The sequence below is a fragment of the Pseudonocardia alaniniphila genome (assembly GCF_022524485.1).
GTDB classification, from domain to species: Bacteria; Actinomycetota; Actinomycetes; order Mycobacteriales; family Pseudonocardiaceae; genus Pseudonocardia; species Pseudonocardia alaniniphila.
The window spans coordinates 1-17,648 of the sequence record NZ_JAKXMK010000068.1 but is presented as its reverse complement, the minus strand read 5'-3'; the positions used below and the strand labels follow the sequence as shown (position 1 = coordinate 17,648).

16 protein-coding genes are annotated in these 17,648 nt (G+C 69.5%); 7 read left to right on the top strand and 9 right to left on the bottom strand.

What is annotated here, in order from left to right; translation table 11 throughout:
* Window positions 1–380: 380 nt before the first annotated feature.
* From MMF94_RS42455 to MMF94_RS42435, 5 genes are all read right to left on the bottom strand, one after another.
* A complete protein-coding gene (locus MMF94_RS42455; RefSeq protein WP_241043181.1) occupies window positions 381–794 on the bottom strand; it encodes a nuclear transport factor 2 family protein in 414 nt (137 codons plus the stop codon).
* A 257-nt stretch (window positions 795–1,051) separates the two neighbouring features.
* A complete protein-coding gene (locus MMF94_RS42450; protein WP_241043180.1) occupies window positions 1,052–2,452 on the bottom strand; it encodes a DUF2207 family protein in 1,401 nt (466 codons plus the stop codon).
* Between the two features lie 4 nt (window positions 2,453–2,456).
* Window positions 2,457–3,020, bottom strand: coding sequence for a LemA family protein (locus MMF94_RS42445; protein WP_241043179.1), 564 nt, complete (start codon window positions 3,018–3,020; stop codon window positions 2,457–2,459).
* A 218-nt stretch (window positions 3,021–3,238) separates the two neighbouring features.
* Entirely contained in the window at window positions 3,239–3,991 is a 753-nt protein-coding gene (locus MMF94_RS42440; RefSeq protein ID WP_241043178.1) for a hypothetical protein, read from the bottom strand.
* 31 nt (window positions 3,992–4,022) lie between these two features.
* Entirely contained in the window at window positions 4,023–4,424 is a 402-nt protein-coding gene (locus tag MMF94_RS42435; protein ID WP_241043177.1) for a Tox-REase-5 domain-containing protein, read from the bottom strand.
* A 1,067-nt stretch (window positions 4,425–5,491) separates the two neighbouring features.
* Between MMF94_RS42435 and MMF94_RS42430 the strand changes: the two genes are divergently transcribed.
* Window positions 5,492–6,082: a PadR family transcriptional regulator gene (locus tag MMF94_RS42430; protein ID WP_241043176.1), complete on the top strand. Its 591-nt coding sequence runs from the start codon at window positions 5,492–5,494 to the stop codon at window positions 6,080–6,082.
* 408 nt (window positions 6,083–6,490) lie between these two features.
* Here MMF94_RS42430 and MMF94_RS42425 read toward each other — a convergent pair whose 3' ends face one another.
* Window positions 6,491–8,233, bottom strand: coding sequence for an MFS transporter (locus MMF94_RS42425; RefSeq protein WP_241043175.1), 1,743 nt, complete (start codon window positions 8,231–8,233; stop codon window positions 6,491–6,493).
* Window positions 8,234–8,326: 93 nt separating this feature from the next.
* On the opposite strand from MMF94_RS42425, the gene MMF94_RS42420 reads away from it, so the two are divergent.
* The gene (locus MMF94_RS42420) at window positions 8,327–8,830 is read left to right on the top strand and encodes a MarR family winged helix-turn-helix transcriptional regulator (protein WP_241043174.1); all 504 of its coding nucleotides are present in this window, start codon (window positions 8,327–8,329) and stop codon (window positions 8,828–8,830) included.
* Window positions 8,831–8,881: 51 nt separating this feature from the next.
* Here MMF94_RS42420 and MMF94_RS42415 read toward each other — a convergent pair whose 3' ends face one another.
* Entirely contained in the window at window positions 8,882–9,349 is a 468-nt protein-coding gene (locus MMF94_RS42415; protein ID WP_241043173.1) for a MarR family winged helix-turn-helix transcriptional regulator, read from the bottom strand.
* 120 nt (window positions 9,350–9,469) lie between these two features.
* Between MMF94_RS42415 and MMF94_RS42410 the strand changes: the two genes are divergently transcribed.
* Both MMF94_RS42410 and MMF94_RS42405 read left to right on the top strand, forming a co-directional pair.
* Window positions 9,470–10,006 carry a hypothetical protein gene (locus MMF94_RS42410; RefSeq protein WP_241043172.1) on the top strand — a complete coding sequence of 179 codons (537 nt, stop codon included), beginning with the start codon at window positions 9,470–9,472 and terminating at the stop codon, window positions 10,004–10,006.
* A 25-nt stretch (window positions 10,007–10,031) separates the two neighbouring features.
* Window positions 10,032–10,856 carry an SAM-dependent methyltransferase gene (locus tag MMF94_RS42405; RefSeq protein ID WP_241043171.1) on the top strand — a complete coding sequence of 275 codons (825 nt, stop codon included), beginning with the start codon at window positions 10,032–10,034 and terminating at the stop codon, window positions 10,854–10,856.
* A 100-nt stretch (window positions 10,857–10,956) separates the two neighbouring features.
* Here the strand turns inward: MMF94_RS42405 and MMF94_RS42400 are convergent, their stop codons facing one another.
* Both MMF94_RS42400 and MMF94_RS42395 read right to left on the bottom strand, forming a co-directional pair.
* Window positions 10,957–12,915: an FUSC family protein gene (locus MMF94_RS42400; protein WP_241043170.1), complete on the bottom strand. Its 1,959-nt coding sequence runs from the start codon at window positions 12,913–12,915 to the stop codon at window positions 10,957–10,959.
* Window positions 12,916–13,012: 97 nt separating this feature from the next.
* A complete protein-coding gene (locus MMF94_RS42395) occupies window positions 13,013–13,921 on the bottom strand; it encodes a dihydrodipicolinate synthase family protein (protein ID WP_241043169.1) in 909 nt (302 codons plus the stop codon).
* A gap of 71 nt (window positions 13,922–13,992) precedes the next feature.
* Between MMF94_RS42395 and MMF94_RS42390 the strand changes: the two genes are divergently transcribed.
* From MMF94_RS42390 to MMF94_RS42380, 3 genes are all read left to right on the top strand, one after another.
* Complete coding sequence (locus MMF94_RS42390; RefSeq protein ID WP_241043168.1) at window positions 13,993–14,898, top strand: LysR family transcriptional regulator; 906 nt, start codon at window positions 13,993–13,995, stop codon at window positions 14,896–14,898.
* 227 nt (window positions 14,899–15,125) lie between these two features.
* The gene (locus MMF94_RS42385) at window positions 15,126–16,310 is read left to right on the top strand and encodes an MFS transporter (RefSeq protein ID WP_241043167.1); all 1,185 of its coding nucleotides are present in this window, start codon (window positions 15,126–15,128) and stop codon (window positions 16,308–16,310) included.
* 606 nt (window positions 16,311–16,916) lie between these two features.
* On the top strand, window positions 16,917–17,576 hold the full coding sequence (locus tag MMF94_RS42380; protein WP_241043166.1) for a M23 family metallopeptidase: 660 nt from the start codon (window positions 16,917–16,919) through the stop codon (window positions 17,574–17,576).
* Window positions 17,577–17,648 lie beyond the last annotated feature (72 nt).

The following is a 17,648-nucleotide window of genomic DNA, read 5'->3' as shown; positions in this document are numbered from 1 at the left end:
CGGGATCCCCCTCGTCAATGCTGGCGGCCACTCGGCGCCTGCAGGTTTCAACGACTATCCCGCGCAACCGGTTCAACGGACCGGAGATTCCCCGGACTTCTGTGATCGAAGCCGCCGAGCGGCATGTGACGAAACCGACAGCGAAAACGTGAAACGTACAGAGCGGGCCGCCACTGCCGTTGCTGTTGGCAAAGAACCGGGCGGCGAAAGAACCGATAACGTAACCATATAGACCGGTATTACCAATATATGTTATTTCCGAACCGTTCGTCACGAGCATGCCGGTTTGACTCGGTGATCGACCCGTGCGATGCGCATCACGGACGCCGCCGTCGACGCAGTTCAGACCGCCGCGAGGTCACGTCCCGGCGAGGTCCGACTCAGCCCACGCCCAGGATCCGACGGAGCCCGGCGGGGTCCCAGTAGAACGGGCGGATCTCGGTGATCCTCCCGTCCTCGATCCAGAAGTGCTCCGAGACAAGCATGGTCCACCGCTCGCCCGACACCGGAGCCGTGCCGTGTGCGTCCACGATCGCGACGACCCGATGGGGTCCGTCGGCCACGATCTCGAGAACCGTGACACCGGATGTCCCACACGCCCGGAAGATCTCGATACCGGCATCGGTCGCCGCCGCGCCCGTCCAACTGCCGGGCACTGGATGTGACGGAGACTGGGACAGCCGGTAATCGTCGGAGTGGAACGGGGCGACGGCCTCGAGGTCGCCCGCGGCGGCGAGAGCGTAGACCTGGCGGATCAGCTCCCGATTGCGCTCGGTAGTGGCCAGCGTGCTCATCGTCGATCCTTTCCAGGCCGGCGCCGGCAGCGGTCATCGCGCACTGGAGCAGTCCGGGCAGACGGCAGGCATTGTCCGCTGTGCTCGTCGGGGTGAGCTCGCAAGAGAAACGGTGCCGCCGGCCGACTCCCATGAGACCGCGTCCGATCATCAATCGCTACACGTACATGGAGCTCACACTTGCCGGATGAGATCGGCGGCCCTTTCGGCGATCATGATCGTGGGCGCAGCACCAGTAGCTGGCCACGACTGCAGTCTCACCTGGCCGGGGCGGGATACGGGTCGGGAGGCGTACCGCGATGCCGCGACGGGACGAGCACCTCGATCTCACAGACCCTGCCCAGCCACCGGCCCACCCGGGCGCGGACCAGATCGCCCTCGGCGAGCAGGTCGAAGTCCTTCTCCTCGAGAGCGAACGCCCGGCCTGAGCGGCTGCGTCCGTCGTCGATCGCGATCCAGTACATGTACGTGACGGGCGAGTCACCACTGCCGCCGACCTGGTGCCGACGGCAGCGCACAAGCTGCCCCTGGACCGTGAGCTGCACGGCGCGGTCGGCGAGTACCAGCGCGATCGGCACGGCGGCGACGATCACGGCGGCAGTCAGCGCGAGGCCAATGGGGTTGCCCACCTCCCATCCGAGCAGCACGCTCACGAGGATCACACCGACGATGACGAGCGTGAACGCACCGCTGCCTGCCAGCAGCCCATTGCCGACGACCGCCCACGAGGTGCGGCCCCAGATCAGCCCCCACGGACCGGGTGCCCCGTACCGGACCTGGACGAGGTGCCACCGGCCCCCGAAGTCGGACCACGCCCGTGAGTCGTCCGCCTCGACGGCGATCGGCAGGCCGGCCACCGCGCGGGGCGCGAGTCCCATGGCCGCGGCGTAGGCCAGCGTCTGCCCCCACACCGTGACGGCCGCGGCGGGCTGCTCGGCGAACCTGCCGCCGGCCAGGTGTTCCCGCACACCGAGCCAGCGGCCGGCGACCAGGGCGCCGGCCGCGGTGCCACGCTCGGTGTTGAGCCGCTCCACGAGGCTCGCCAGGCCGACGAACACGAGCATCCCGATGCCGTACGCGGCGCCGGCCCCGTCCTCGGGCACATTCAGCCCCAACAGCGCGGTGGCCACCGCCGGGACGGCCGCGCTCACGAGCAGCACCCGGCGATCCGCGCGGCCCCACCGGCGCTGCGAGAACCCGAGCCGCCGCGACTCGTCGATCACCGCCTTGCGGAAGCGCTTGCGCCACCTGTCCAGGTTGCGGTTGCCCTCCGCGAGCGCTCCGGTGGCCACCACCGCGTCGACGGCCAGCGCGCGGACGTGGTCGAGCACCATCTGCTCGTACGGGCGCAGGGCGGGCGCCCCGCCTCGGCCCAGCCGCACCAGCGCGAGCTCCGGGCCGATCTCCTCGATCGACACCAGGCGACGGGCCGCGAGGTCGAGCAGGGTCGCGGCGACGGCGTGGCCGGTGAACCGCCAGCCGTTCGTCAGCAGACCGGCGAGCGCGGGCGACTCCGGCCCCAACTCCCCGGTCGGCGGCCCCGGTTGCGGCGTCGCGCCGCGGGTGGCCGTCGCCATCAGCCCGAACAGGAGGAACCACAGCACCGCCGCGACCGCGGCGGCGCTCCCGGCGAACACCGGGTGGGCCAGCACGTCCATCGGCCTAGAACCGCACCTGTACCGGGCCGTGCTCGACGCCGGCCGGCTGGAAGAACTCCCGCTGCCAGAACCCGGTCGTCGTGGCGACGAGCGCCGTCGGGACCGTCTGCACGGCGTTGTTGTAGGTGAGGACGGCGTCGTTGTAGTACTGCCGCGCGTAGGCGATCCGGTTCTCGGTGTCGGCGAGCTCGGCCTGCAGGTCGGCGAAGTTCCGCCCGGCCCGCAGCTGCGGATACGCCTCGGCCACCGCGATCAGCCCACGCAGCGCCCCCGACAGCATCTCCTCGGCCTGTGCCTGGTGCGCGGGACCGTGGGCGCTGATCGCCGCCGCGCGCGCTGCGACAACCGAGTCGAGCGTGGCGCGCTCATGCGCCGCGTAGCCGCGGACGGTCTCGATGAGATTGGGCACGAGGTCGTATCGGCGCTTGAGCTGCACGTCCACCTGGGCCCACGCGTTGTCAGCGGCGTTGCGGCCGCGGATGAGCGAGTTGTACGTGACGACGAACCATGCGACCAGCAAGAGGGCGACCACCAGTAGGGCGGACGCGACGACAAGGACAACGTTCACAGGTGCTCCGGGAATGAGGGCCGGGTATCGGCCGCCTCGCGACGTGCGGCCTGCCCGTCACGATCACGCCACCAGCGTAGGAACCGGTGCCCTCAGGACATAGTGGACAGTCGCGGAACTTACCGAGCAGACGGCCCGTGGTAGGGCTGCGGAGAGCGAAGGACCCCCTGGCACCGGTCTCGATCCCGGCTCAGCACCCCCGTGTTGCCGTCGAACGCTCAGCGCCTGGTCGCCTCGCCCTGACGACCCGAATCCATTGCCCGATCGATCTCGAGGAGACCTGCAGCTACGACGTCCGGTGAGACAGCGACGGTGTGCAGATCCGCGACGATCACCACACCCCCGGCGTACCGCTGCTGCCCAGGAATGGGATGGAATCCGTCGGGGATCGCGATGCCATGCGGCAGGCCGATCGGGAGCAACGTGAGCGCCCCGACGTCGAGAGAGGCCCCTGCCCTGCCCAACGCTCTCGACAAAGCGCGCGTGGTGATCTGTCCCCGGTCGGCGTCGAGCGGATCTGCGACGCTGCACAGCAGCTCCGCAAGCCACTGCGGCGAGCGGTCCTGAAGCGGACCACAGATGTCACCGTCGAACCGGGCCCGCACCGAGCCGACCGCTGCCTGCCCACCGAGCTCCCAGCTCAGCGCGACTGCCGGGCGGCCCCCTGGCAGCTCGCCGCGCAGGTCACCGACCGACGATGCACCCGAAACCAGATCGCCGTCATCGTGTCGCTCGCGCCGCGACAACACCAGGTCCAGCAGCGGGGGCGTCCACTCACGGTCGCCGTCCGACCATCGCAGGGCTGCCGTGCCGACGGCGGGCGGCAGCGCGTTCTCCACCGCATCCATCACGCCCTCGATGGCACGCGCCGTGACGGCCCACTCGACGGTGCGACCCGGTCGGTACCGGGTGAGCACCTGCACGGTCCAGTCGTCGGCGGCCACCGCGGTTCCTCCGTCGGGGGTGCGCACCCGAATCCTTTCGAACGAGCCAGGCCCATTGCTACGGATCCCAGCCGGGCATGGGCGCGAACTCTGCGGAGACCCTACCGGACAGCGCCGGCGACGCTCGGAACTCGTCCCCCAGTAGGTCCGCCACCACCGACTCGGCGCAGAGCCAACGCACCGGCAAGCCACGCGCGGCCTCCATCTGACGCCGCGCCTGGCCGATCAGCGCCCGCAGGCCGGACCCTGCTGACCATCGGTACCAGGCATGCCAGTCCTCGATCCTCTGATCGACGAAGCAGGCGTAGTGCCCTTTGGCCTCCAGCAAGGTGTCCCCGTCGACCCCGTCGAACCAGATGTCCTTGCCGTCGGGGTGCCGGACGACGTACTCGAGGTTCGACGGCCCGCCGCCGAAGGACTGCCGCACCCAGCGCTCGTAGCGACGCGATGCGGCACTCATCGACCGCTTCGGTGGCGTCCCCCACCTGCCGATGGGAACGAGGCGGCCCTGGCCCTCTGCCGGAGCTCCTGCCACGGTCACCCGCCCGGGTTCGCCTCGTTACAGTAACATCACGGTAAGTGACAGAGGTTGACAGCGAAGAATCACCCGGTGTCCGCGAAGCAACAGCATGTAATCGGTCAACCGACCGGACATCGCATGCAACCGACCGCTCATCGCACTTCGCGCCGTTGACCAGCCAATTGACTGACCGGACGACTCCGAATCGCGGCCGACCGGGCGACGCGCTCGCTGCGCTCCGTCATCGATCGTCGGCGCGACACGGCCAGAGCCGCGGCGCTCTCGAGGAGCACGACAGCACGATTCGACGACGGCCGGTCACCGTCAGGAGTTCGGCCCCGCTGGGCCCCTGCGATCCGTCGGGCCGCAACGCAAGGCGTCACGCTGTCCCGCTACCCAGGCGTACGGCTCCTTCCAGGACGCGGGAGGCGTCGGCGCTCAGAGGTCGGCACGACCGAGCGCGCGGCGGGCTCTCCATGGTCGCACAGGTATGAACTTGTCGCTGTTCCATTAATGGTGATCGGCCAGCCGCGTTTATCCGCGAATGTGCGCTCGGTTCATCCGGCAGAAATTCCATCATCGCGGCGAGAGGTTGGCGGCATAGTTACTTTTTGCGGGACATGCGAGGATGCCGCTTCGAATTCAGTGTGACAGTTGCCACGTCTCGCATCTTCAGCATGGGGTGTTTTCTCTCCGACGAAGTGACACCTCCTCCTCGAGCGTTGCAGCAGTAGTTCGGAGTGGCAAACTTCCGGCTCGTGAATGACATGGTGAAGACGGCGTGGGGTCGGGCAGCCGGGAGGATTCAGTGAATTGGCCACAGATTCCAGGGGACGCACGCCGACCAGGCGCGCTGACGGCCAGTCCCGGAACGACGTCGCCGATCGTTCCGCGACGGCGATACTCGCTGGGTACTACGGCCGCAAGTACCCCGTGACGAGGTGAGCTCTCTCAGCCCCGGAGGAACTGCCGTTGGCCGAGCAAATTGCACAACGGGTTGGAGAGAAATGTCGCTCTGCAGGTCGGACCGCGATCTTGTCGCGCTGGCCGTGCTCGCACTGCTGCTTTCCGGCCCGAGGTACAGGTACGAGATGCACCGGGTGATGATCGAGACGCACGATGACTTCGTGACCGGACTCCCGCGCAGCTTGTATCACGCCGTCGACCGGCTGCTGGACAACGAGCTCATTCGCGTCGTGGGTACCGACCGGAGGGGTCGTCGTCCCGAGCACGCCGTTCTGGGGCTCACCGATGCCGGTCGCGTCGACTTGATGGAACGGGTCCGTAGGTTGCTGGAGCACCCTGACCCGGACTCCACCCTTCTCATCGCCGCGCTGTCGTTCGCCGGTTGCCTGCCGATCTCCGAAGCGAGTGCCGCGTTGCATGTCCGTACCTGCGCGCTGGAGTATCGGGCGTCCGAGACACGCCGTCGGCTCGCGCTGGCATTCCGGGACGCGTCGCGGATGCCGCGATCGGGGCTCGAGTACGAGATCGCGCGGTTGGACGCCGAGCGGGCCTGGGTGTTCGGGCTGATCGAGGAGATCGACGCCGACCGGCTGGACGACGCGGGTAAAGGCCCATTTCATCCAGATGACTGAACACAACGTCCGACATGTCGACGGGTGCGACCGGCGTGATCGTCGCCGGCGTGGGGTGTTGCACACTGGATCCTGCGACTATGGGTGGTAGTCCGCTGGATGGCTCGCGACGTCGCGGCCTGCGATCCCCTCTGGTGACGTTCAGCGTGCCGCCGAACGCGCTGTGGACGCCGCCACCTTGCGCGGCCGGGCCGTTCACGATGTTGTCCTGGACCACGCTGCCGTTCAGCGTCACGGTGGCCTGGTTGTAGCTGTCGCCGGCTCGTACGCCCCGCCCGCCGGTCGCGTCGTTGCCGACGACGAGCGTGCTGTTCAGCGTGACCCGCACTCGGGTGTTGGAGATTCCGCCACCCGAGGGCACGAGCTCTTCGCCGTCGTGGGACCGACCGCGAACGTCTGGAGGCCGGTTCAGCGACTGGGCGCCTTCCCCACTGATGAGGTGCTGGTCGCCAGTTCGACCGCGACATAGCGCGTCCCCCGCGACAGGCTCGCCGCCGCGGCGATCAGGCACGCCGCGATGGCGAACCCGAACGCGATGTGGAGTCCAGCCGCGAAGGGTCCGGCGATCAGGCTCGGGAAGAACGCGTTGCCGGTGAGCACTGCCGTATCGGCGGGTGGGACCTGGGCGATGACTGCTGGTCCGAGAAGGTGCTCGATGGGGTTGTAGCCGAGGAACGCGGCGAAGAGCACCGAGACCGGCGGGCTTGACGCGACAGCAGCAGTTGCGTCAGCCGGCACGTGGTGTGCTTCGAGGCCGGAGGTCAGGGCCGCGGGCAGGGCGGCGGCCAGCCCACTGATCATGAGGGTGAAGAAGATCCCGATCGAGAACACCTGTGCGGAGTTCTGGAAGGTCGAGTTCATCCCGCCCCCGGCACCCCGGTCGCCGATCGGCAGGCTGTTCATCACCGCGGCCCTGTTCGGCGAGGCGAAGCAGCCCATCGACAGCCCGTTGAGCAGCAGAATTCCTGCGAAGGCCCAGTACGGGAAGTCGATCGGGAGCAGCTCGAGAAGGACGAACGTGAGCGCGGCTCCGACCATCCCTCCGGTGGCGAACGGGCGGGCGCCGTACCGGTCCGAGAGCGCACCGGACAGCGGGCCCGCCACGAGGAAGCCGATCGTCAGCGGGAGCATGTAGATACCGGCCCAGAGCGGCGTCTCCTCGAACGAGTAGCCGTGCAGGGGCAGCCAGATCCCCTGCAACCAGATGATCAGCATGAACATCAGGCCTCCCCGTCCGAGCGCGGACAGGAAAGTCGACAACGTGCCGAAGGTGAATGCTCTGATCCGGAACAGCGGGAGGCGGAACATCGGGAAGCGAACCCGCGTCTCGATCACTGCGAAGGCGAGCAACAGCACGATTCCTGCGCCCAGCGAGCCGATCACGACCGGGCTCGTCCAGCCCATCGTGTGGCCCCCATAGGGCTGGATGCCGCTGGTGATGCCGATCATCACCAGTACGAGTCCGACGGCGAAGGAGACGTTGCCCAGCCAGTCGATCGGCTCGCGGGAGCGGGTGCTGATATCACGGAGCCGCAGGTAGGACCAGATCGCACCGAAGAGCCCTGCCGGCACGGAGATCAGGAAGACCAGCCGCCAGCTGACCGGGGCCAGCAGTCCACCGAGGACGAGACCGATGAAGGTCCCGCTGATCCCCGCGACGTTGTTGATCCCCAGCGCCAGGCCCCGTTGGTGCGCGGGAAAAGCGTCGGTGAGGATCGCGCCCGAGTTGCCGACCAGAAATGCCCCACCGACGCCCTGGACGATCCGCCAGGCCAGCAGCCAGATCGCACCCGCGTGTCCGCTCATCCAGGTGATCGTGAGCATCAGCGACGCGAACGTGTAGATCGCGAAGCCGAGGTTGTACATCCGGACCCGACCGAACAGGTCGCCGAGCCGGCCCACGCTGACCACGAGCACGCTGCTCGTGACCAGGTAGCCCAGGATCATCCACAGGAGATAGAAGCTGTTCTCCGGCAGCAGAGGGTCGAGCTGGATGCCGCGGAAGATGTCGGGCATCGCGATCAGCATGATCGAGGAGTCGATGGTCGCGAGCAGCACGCCGACGGTCGTGTTGGTCAGGGCGACCCACTTGTAGCGGTCGTCGGTCGCGCTCTCACTCGTCGTGGTTCCGGGGGATAGGCCACTGCGCATACGCATAGGCATACCATTGCCTGCCGGCAAGCAATGGAAGAGGGTCGGACGGACGGTGCAGGCGCCCGTGCCGGGCCTGATTGGATGGCGGCGATGGGCGATGCAGGAGCAGATGAGTCAGCGGACGCCACTCCGCGGGCAACCTTCGACGCGGAGGCGGCAGCCCGGATGCGCCGCATGATCGGGAGGCTCGCGCGGGCGATGAACCAGTCCGCATCGAGCGAGGACCTCACGCCGGCACAGGCATCCGTGCTGGCGGTCGTCGCTGCCCGGCGCCGGATCCGGCTCTCCGCGCTCGCCCAGGTCGAGGGGCTCAATCCGACGATGCTGTCACGTGTCGTCGGCAGACTGGACGATCTCGGGCTCATCGAGCGTGTGGTCGACGAACGCGACCAGCGCGCAGTCATCGCGTGCGCCACGCCCGCCGGCAAGGCGAAGAGTCAACGCATCCGGGAGCAACGCACGAGGGAACTCCTCGCAGTCATCGAGCTGTTGCCGCCCTCGACGTCGGAGATCCTGCTGGCGGCACTGCCCGCGTTCGAGGAGCTCACTGATGCGATCCGCTCACCGGCGATGTCGGGGTTGTCGGAAGCCTGAGCCCGGGATCCGCGTCGCTGGGAAAGCCTCGCGGATTTCTCCGACGAACGGTCAGTCGCCGTCGGGGTAGGTGAAGCGGTGCAGGAGGTCGAGGAGGCGCGCACCCTCGCCCGGCCCCAGGTGCGACGTCAGGCGTTCGGCGATGGGGACGGCGGCGATGTGGGCCCGGTCGAACACCTCCAGGCCGCTCTCGGTCATCTCGACGGCGTGCGTCCGCCGGTCACCGGGCACCGGCTTGCGTTCCACGATGCCGGCGCGTTCGAGATCGTCGACCACGCGCACCATCGACGCCTTGTCGCTGCCGGTGTACTGCACCAGCGCGCTCTGGCTGAGTGGTCCGCGCGCGTTGAGCGCGATCATGACGGCGAAGTGGCGCAGTTCGAGGCCCTGCGGCCGCAGTGCCTCGACCAGCGCGCTCGCGGCACGGTCGTGGGCTCGGCGCATCAGCAGGCCGAGGGCGAAGGGGGACGCGTCGCCCGGGGTGTCGGTGGCTCGTTCGGCGCGAGCCCTGGTGGTCACGGGTGAGACAGTAACAGGCAATACTGATTCGACTGAGACTGTTTCATATGGCACCATCTAGATCGTGCCTCGGACACCGCCCTCAACGCCGGCCCATCCGGTCGCGGCGAGCCGGTAGCCGTGTTCGAGACCGTGGCCGCCACCGCTGCCGAAAGGCGGGAACGTCGTCCTGGCGACGAGTTGGTGCCGGCCGCCGACGTGGTCATGGACCGCGGCTTCACGGTCGCGGGCCGACCGGAGAGCGTCTGGCCGTGGATCGTCCAGCTCGGCAAGCGGCGAGCGGGCTGGTACCTGCCACGGCGAGTCGAGCGGTTGATGCCGCAGTCACGACGAGCGACGCGGGAGATCGTCCGCCGCTGGCAGCAGCTCGGCCCCGGCGATGTCATCCCGGACTACGGCGGACGCCACGAGACCTTCACCGTGGCCACGATCGAGCCGCCGACCACGCTGGTCTACCGCTCGCACCGCGGCCACATCGACGTGAGCTGGTCCATCGTGCTGCGTCCCGACGGCGAGCACACGCGGGTGCTGTTGCGCCTGCGACTGGGCTCCGTCCGCCGGAAATGGCTGGCCGAGACGGCCGGTGAACTGCTCGACCTGCTCACCATCGCCGGGCTGGCCGCAGGCCTCCGGGAACGCCTCGCCTCGCCGTCATGATCGACACCGAATCAGGGGGACCCTTGTGAACGCCTCGCAGATCGACCAGATCGGCACCACCGCCTTCTTCGTCGCCTCCCTCCGGGCCGCCGAGAGCGCGCGGCCTGACCGGCTCGCCGACGATCCGCACGCCCGGGCATTGCTGGCAGCCGCTGGCATCTCCACGATCCCCGGCGATGTCGCGGAGTTCGTCGCGATCATGGGCGACCAGGTCGCCGTGCGAACCCGCTACCTGGACGAGGCCCTGCTCGCCGCGACGGCGGGCGGGTGCCGTCAGGTGGTGCTGATGGCATCCGGGATGGACTCGCGTGGCTACCGGCTGCCGTGGCCCGACGGTACCGAGCTGTTCGAGGTGGACCAGCAACCGGTGCTCGCGTTCAAACAGGACGTGCTCGCCGACGTGACCACCCGGTGCCCGGTCCGTCACGTGGGCATCGACCTGCGCGACGACTGGGCCAGTGCTCTGCGCGCAGCCGGGTTCCGAGACGATCGTCCCGCGGCATGGCTCGTCGAGGGACTGCTCTACGCCCTCGACGCCGCTACCGCAGACGGGCTGCTCGAGGCGATCAGCCGGCTGAGCGCCCCGGACAGCACGATCGCCTTCGACCACGTGGAGATCGGCCCGGTGCTCACCAGCGCCCTCACGGCGATCGACCCCGGCCTGCTCGACCTGTGGCAATCCGGCCCGCTCGACCCCACCTCCTGGCTGGAGCGCCACGGGTGGGAACCGCACGTCGTCGAGCTGGCGGCGCTCGAGCGCGAGCACGGGCGACCGGTCCACCCCGCCTACGACCCGGCCGTCGCCGGGAGCGCCCACAGCTGGCTGGGAACCGGCCGCCGCCCCGCCTGAGATCCAGCCGATGTTCAGCAACCCGGCCCGGCCGGGTAGCGCGCCAGCTGCCGGCAGCGAGAGGCAGTGCCCGGCCGGCCGCGAACGACTCCCCCGCTGATCACGACCGCTCCACGGCGAACCTCCCCACCGCCGCGGCCAGCGCCTCGGTCGCCAGGGCGGTGTCGGCCAGCGCGTCACCGCAACCCTGCGGCAGTGGCGCCGTGACCCGACCGGCGGGGAGCACACCGGTCTCTGCCGTGGTGGCGACGGATCGCATCACGTCGTCGAAGTAGGTGACGTACCCGGCTGCCGCTGGGCACGCCTCGGCCTCGTCGTGCGGGGCCAGGGTTGCGAGCGTCGCGGAGTGCCTGCTCACGTCATGAATCAGACCCAGCAGCTCCCCGAGCGGCTCGTCGTCGAATGCGACGTGATGGCGCGTCGGCTCGTGAAGCGCGTGCTCGGCGGACTCGGCGAACTCCAGTCGCGCGTCACGCGTCGCCCGGCGCTGCTCGGCGAGGTCCGCGTCGTCGGTGCTCCCCGGCGCAACCCAGGCCGTCGCCGTCGTCGCGAGCAAGCTGCCCTGCTCCCGAGCCCACGTGGCGAAGGCGGCGGGCAGCCGGTCCCGGTGCCAGGTGGGCCACACCAGGAAAACCGCCAGCGCGATCACGGCTCCGCCCACCGTGTCGACCAGCCTGGTGAAAGCCGAGCCGCCACCCAGCAGGTAGGAGACCCATGCCGCGATCCACATGATGAGCCACAGCTGACCGCTCCCCCGAAATACGAGGTAGCCGCCCAGCAGCCCACACAGGATGACCGCATGGACGAGGGGGCTGGTGGGCACCTGCGCGAGCCCCCAGCCCACCAGCGCGCCGACAAGGGTTCCCGCAGTGCGTGCCACGCCTCGGCCGATCGTCTCCGCGTAGTCCGGGAAGAGCACGAGCGCCGCCGTCAGACACATCCAGAAGCCGTGCCCGGCGATGCCGATCCCGCCCCAGTCCCCGGCCGCCCGGCCCACCCACTCGGCAAGAGTCGCCGCGACCGCCAGTCGCATCGCGTGCCGGAACACGGGACTCTCCCAGCAGAGCTGGGCACGGACGGTCGCGATCGTTCGGGCGAGCGAAGCACGCAGGTCGACGAGGACGCCCGTGTGCTCGGGTCGTGCCGACTCGACCGGTGATCCCGACGCCAGGCACCGTGCCACCGCGACCGACTCCCCGAGCGGTCCGGGGCCGGCCGGTGGCGTCGGTCCGGTCGGTGGCTCAGCCGTGCGGACCGCCGTCGCGACGACCCGCAACTGCTCGGCCGACGCCCGAAGCGTCGGTTCCCCGGTACGCAGGGCATGCAGCTCACCGGCGATTCGCTCGCCTTCGGTCAGCAGGCCCAGCAGGTCGGCGACATGCGCCTGCCTGCGAGCAGGCACGAGCGAGACAGCGCGCCACGCGGCCCGGATCGCGGCGGCGTACGACCGCCGCTGGTCGATCCCGCCCGCCTTCTCCTGGGCGCCGAGCGCCAGAGCGTCGTACAGGCCGGACACCGCGAGGCGTTGAGTGCCGTGGCGGGGACCGTAGGGCGGCAGGAACTGGCAGGCGGCACTGATCGCCGCGCCCAGTCCGAGCCAGCCCACCGCCTCGCCCGCCGTCGCAACCGCCGGCACCGTCTCGGCCACGATCAGCATGACGATGCTCGCGAAGAGCAGTCGCACACCGAGGCCGACACTCACCGCTCGTAGCAGGCCGGATGCGAACATGCCGGCGAACAGAACCACGTAAACGGCGGGCCACACCGAATGAAGCGCCGCACCGACAGACGCCGCGATCGTGAACATCGCCGCGCTCGCCCACGCCACAACGAACCGGTGTCGCTCGTGGGGGATCAACGAGCCCACCCCGCCGAAGAACGCCCCCACGCACAGGAGCGTCTCGACGATCTCGTCGCCGAGTACGAGACCGAGGGCGGTGGCGAGGCAGATTCCGAGCGCAACCCGCAGCAGGCGAGCCCGATCCTGCAGGACCGGCCCGAAGGCAAGCCCCGCCCGGACGGCCCTGCGCAATGCAGCTCGATGTGTGGTCGACGTCATCGGTGCCCATCCCCGTCTCGGCCCGCGCACCTCCTTCGCCTGCCGCTAGCGGGTCCGCAGCGGAGTCTGCCGCGCCATCGGCGCAAGCGCACAGTGATCAGAGACGTGTACCGATCCGGCCAGCGGGGACCTCGGACAGCCGGGCGAGGGCGGCCGCCACCGTGAGCGGCTGCGCGGCCAGCAGCGGCAGCCGGACCGCCGGTGAGGCGATTCGCCCCTGCTCGTGCAGCACGGCCTTGAGCACGCACGGGTTGGGCTCGGCGAAGAGCGCTGCGGCGAGGCGCGTCAGCGGTCTGGTCAGCTCCCGGGCGCGCTCTGCGTCCCCGACCCGCCACGACGCCACCGCTTCCGCCCACTGCTGCGTGCGCAGATGCGCGGACGCCAGCACCGCGCCCGCTGCGCCGACGGCCAGCAGCGGCCCGGCCACCACGTCGTCTCCCGCGAGCACGGCGAAGCCGGGCGGTGGGTCGGCCAGCAGGTCCACGACGTCGGCGTCCACGGCTTGCACGGCGTACTTCATCCCGATCACGCCCGGCAGCCCGGCCAGCTCCCTGAGCGTCGCGGCGGTGAGCGTCCGGCCCGTGCGGTGCGGAACGTGGTAGACGATGAGCGGGACGGTGGACCGGGCGCTCAGCTCCCGGAAGTGCTCAACCACCCCCGCCTCGGTGGGCCGGACGAACGTGGGCACCGGCACGAGGGCCGCATCCACCTCAGGCCACCGAGCCAACTCGGCCACAGCCGTGGCGCTGCGCGCGGTCGCGCTGGTGCCGGCGCCGACGACCAGGGCGGCGCCGGTGTCCCGGCGAACCCGCGCGCAGACATCGATCACCGTGACGCGCTCGGCATCGTCGAGAACGGCGAGCTCCCCCGTGGTGCCGAGCGCAACGATTCCGGCGGCGCCCTCGGCGACGGCGTCGCGGGCCAGTCGCTCCAGCGCTACCACGTCCACCTCACCGTCCGCTGTGAACGGGGTGACCAGCGGGACGAACAAGCCTCCGAGTTCCACGCCGCTGAGCCTGCGCCCAGCCACACGTCAGGTCCAGTTCACGTAATCGATCCTGAGCATAAGCTGATCTGATGCTCGATGTCCGTCGCCTGCGCCTGCTGCGCGAGCTGGCACACCGCGGCACCATCGCGGCGGTCGCCCGCGCGCTCGCCTACACCCCGTCCGCCGTGTCGCAGCAGCTCAGCACCCTGGAACGGGAGGCGGGCACCGTCCTGCTGGAACGCACCGGCAGACAGGTGACACTCACCCCAGCAGCACTCACGCTGGTCGCCCACGCCGAGGTGGTGCTGGAGCGGCTGGAACAAGCCGCCGCCGACCTCGCCGCGACACGGGAGGGACCTTCGGGGCCCTTGCGGATCGGCGCGTTCCCCTCGGCGGCGCGAACGATCCTGCCGGCCGCGCTCGTAGCGCTGGAAGAAGGCCACCCGCAGCTCGAACCGCACGTCCACGAACTCGACCCCGCCGAGGTCGCCGCAGCACTACGCACGGGCGAGGTCGACGTCGCTCTCGTCCACACCTATGACTTCGTCGCCGCCCTGCCTGAACCCGGCCTGGACACGATCCATCTGTTCGACGAGCCGATGTTCCTCGCCGCGCCGCGGACCATGGAACCCCTCCCCGACGACGACCCACTGCGCCGCTGGCGGGAGGCGCCCTGGATCGTCGCCCCCACCACCACCCGATGCGGAACCATGACCATGCGCGCATGCGAAGCTGCCGGGTTCGTGCCGCGGGTGCGGCACGTCATCGACGATTTCCCCACGGCACTCGCGCTCGTCGGGGTCGGCAGCGGAGTGGCACTCATCCCGCAGCTCGGCGTGGCCGACCCCGCCCCGGAGATCATGCTCGTCCCGTTGCCGATGCAACGCAGCACCTGGGCGGCCTGCCGACGCGGAGCCCTGACTCGTGCCGCCATCACCGCCTTCGCATCGGCGGTGCGCTCCGCAGCATCGAACCTGCAACCACCGCGGCCGTAGAGCCGAGCACTCGATGTTGCGTAGCGAAAGAAGTCGATCCCACCCGTGCAGGACCGCCCGGGTGAGCAGCCTGAGGATTTTCGACAGGTAGGCCTGCGGTAAGCCGTGGAACTCGGCCGGCCGACGTGCCGGCAGCGCCGCGGCCGGCTGCTGGGCGAGGAGACACGTGCCGCGCAGTGCCGACTCGACGCTGTCGGGCATCTCCGACACGTGGATATCGTCGCGCTGTGTCGTCGCGGACTCTGGGCTGGTTGACGTTGTTCCTGGTCGGCACTGACCTGTTCGTGATGTCGCCGCTGCTGCCGGAGATCAGTCGTGGGTTCGCCGTCAGTACTTCCGCAGGGGGCTGGGCGGTGAGCGTGTTCGCCATCGCCTACCTGGTAGGGGGTCCCACCCTCGCGGCACTCGCCGATCGCACTGGCCGCCGCTGCGTTCTGATCGCGGCGCTGGCAGTGTTCGCTGTGGCCAACATGGCCACGGCACTGGCGCCGAGCTTCGCGGTGCTGCTGGGGGCGCGCGGCCTGGCCGGGCTGGCCGCATCAGGCATCACACCTTCGGTGTACGCGCTGGTCAGCGCGACGGCCCCGCCCGCGGCCCGAGCCACGTGGTTGGCGGTCGTCACCTCCGGGCTGCTGATCGCCCTGACCATTGGCGCTCCGGCCGGCTCGTTGCTGGCGTCAGCTGTGGGCTGGCAGGGCGTGTTCGTCGTCCTGGCCGTGGCGGCATTGCTCATCCTTGCGAGCACAGTGGTCTGGACCCGGCGAGCGGCGCCGCCACCACCCAGGACCGGAGCAAACCCCCTCGGCGCCACAACCACCGCAAGCACGAGCGATCAGTACCAGTTGGAGCCTGCGCCTGCTGTGGTGACGAAGGTGCGAGCGGTGTCGGTGACTGCCTTGTGGGCTCTTGCGGTCTACGGCCCGTACACCTACCTGGGGACCATTCTGCGAGAGCACCTCGGCTTCCCGCCGAGCGTCGCTGCCGGCGCGCTCGTCTGCTTCGGGGCCGGCGCGGTTATCGGCAATCTCGCCGGTGGGCGCCTCGCCGATCGATTCGGGGGACGGCTGACCAGCGTGATCACCCTGCTCCTGCTCGCCGGCGCGGAGACATGGTTCGGCCTCGCCCTGCACGCCGGCCCCGTGCTACTACTGGCGTCGCTCGCCGGGATGGCGCTTGCGGCCTACCCGTTCTTCTCCGCTCAGCAGGCTCGTCTCGTCGCACGCTACCCCGCCGCCAGCGGCTCGCTGATCGCCTGGAACAACACCGCCATGTACGCCGGGATATTGCTCGGTTCCGCGATCGGGGGGACAGCACTGACCCACTTCGGGCCCGCGCTGCTGGCGTTTGCCGCCGCCGGTGTCGCCCTCCTCGCTGCACTCGTCGCTACCAGCAGCATCACCGCGCCGCGCTGAAAGGCACCCGCGACTGGACAGACGACCGTCCGACCGCGCGGCGCCATGGGGCGACATACGTGGCCCGGCACGCTGTCGAGTAGTTCATCCGCTACGAGGGAGCGGCTCCGGCCGTGGCCGCAGCGCAACCACCGGGGCCTGACTGCCGTACCGGCTTCTTTTCGTTCGCTGATGCAACCTTTTCGCGCGATCGATTCATTTCCGCTCCGCAACATATTTTCACTCTTTCGGGTTATCGACCAAGGCCAATGGCTCCTCGGCCCGAAGCAAGCCGAGGACGAAATGCGCAATTGTCGACTTCGAGCAGAAGATCGACATGGCCGGCGCTCGTCCGATCGAGCGGAAAAGCATGTCGCCCTGGTCACGGGAATTCCTGACCATATTGAGAGATGCGTCATGCCAATTCGGTGAAACGCGTTCGTAGCGTCTCGGACGGCCCTGCTGACATCGCTGCTCACCCGGAGCGGCGGGCGCAGGGCCACCGTCTGACGGGCGGGATGCGGCACGGCCGAGGTAACAACGGCCGAGCGCACTCGCTTCGACGTCGCCGGCTCCCCGCTTCGACGGCCGTACGCCGGACGGTGCTCACCCCGAGGAATCGCATCCGTGCCCCTGCACATCCGTGCTCTGACCACCCGCTTCGCCGTCACGGCCACCGCCACCGCTGCCGCCGCCCTCGTCGGCTTCCTACCGGCTTTCAACGGCGCGACCGCCCCCGCGAAAGCACCCGCACCCGCAGTCCCGGTGCCCAACCCGCCCACCGCCCAGCTATCCGCGCCCCCAGTCGCTCTGTTCATGCCCAGAACGTCCGTCAGCTTCGCGAGCAAGATCGTTGACACGCGCGCCGGCGCCGCCGATGCGAAGCCCCGGGCAGCCGCCCGTGGCTCAGTCCAGATGGTCACCGGGCGGGTCACATCCGGATTCGGCCGCCGCTGGGGTTCGTTTCACCAGGGACTCGACATCGCCGCCCCGATCGGCACCCCGATTCACGCCCCACTCGCCGGCACCGTGATCAGCTCCGGTCCCGCCCGCGGCTTCGGCCTCTGGGTACGGGTACGGCACACCGACGGCACGATCACGGTCTACGGGCACATCAACCGCTCCCTGGTGAGGGTCGGCCAGCGAGTGTCCGCCGGGCAGGAGATCGCCGAGGTCGGCAACCGCGGTCAGGCGACCGGGCCGCACCTGCACATCGAGGTCGTCACGCCGGGCGGCGTGAAGATCAATCCGCAGCCGTGGCTCAACCAGCACCGCATCGTCTACTAGTGGCTCGACACGCAGTGTCGACCGGGTAATTGATCTTGCTGGTCGCGCCGGGGAGGCTGCCCGCACGTCGAG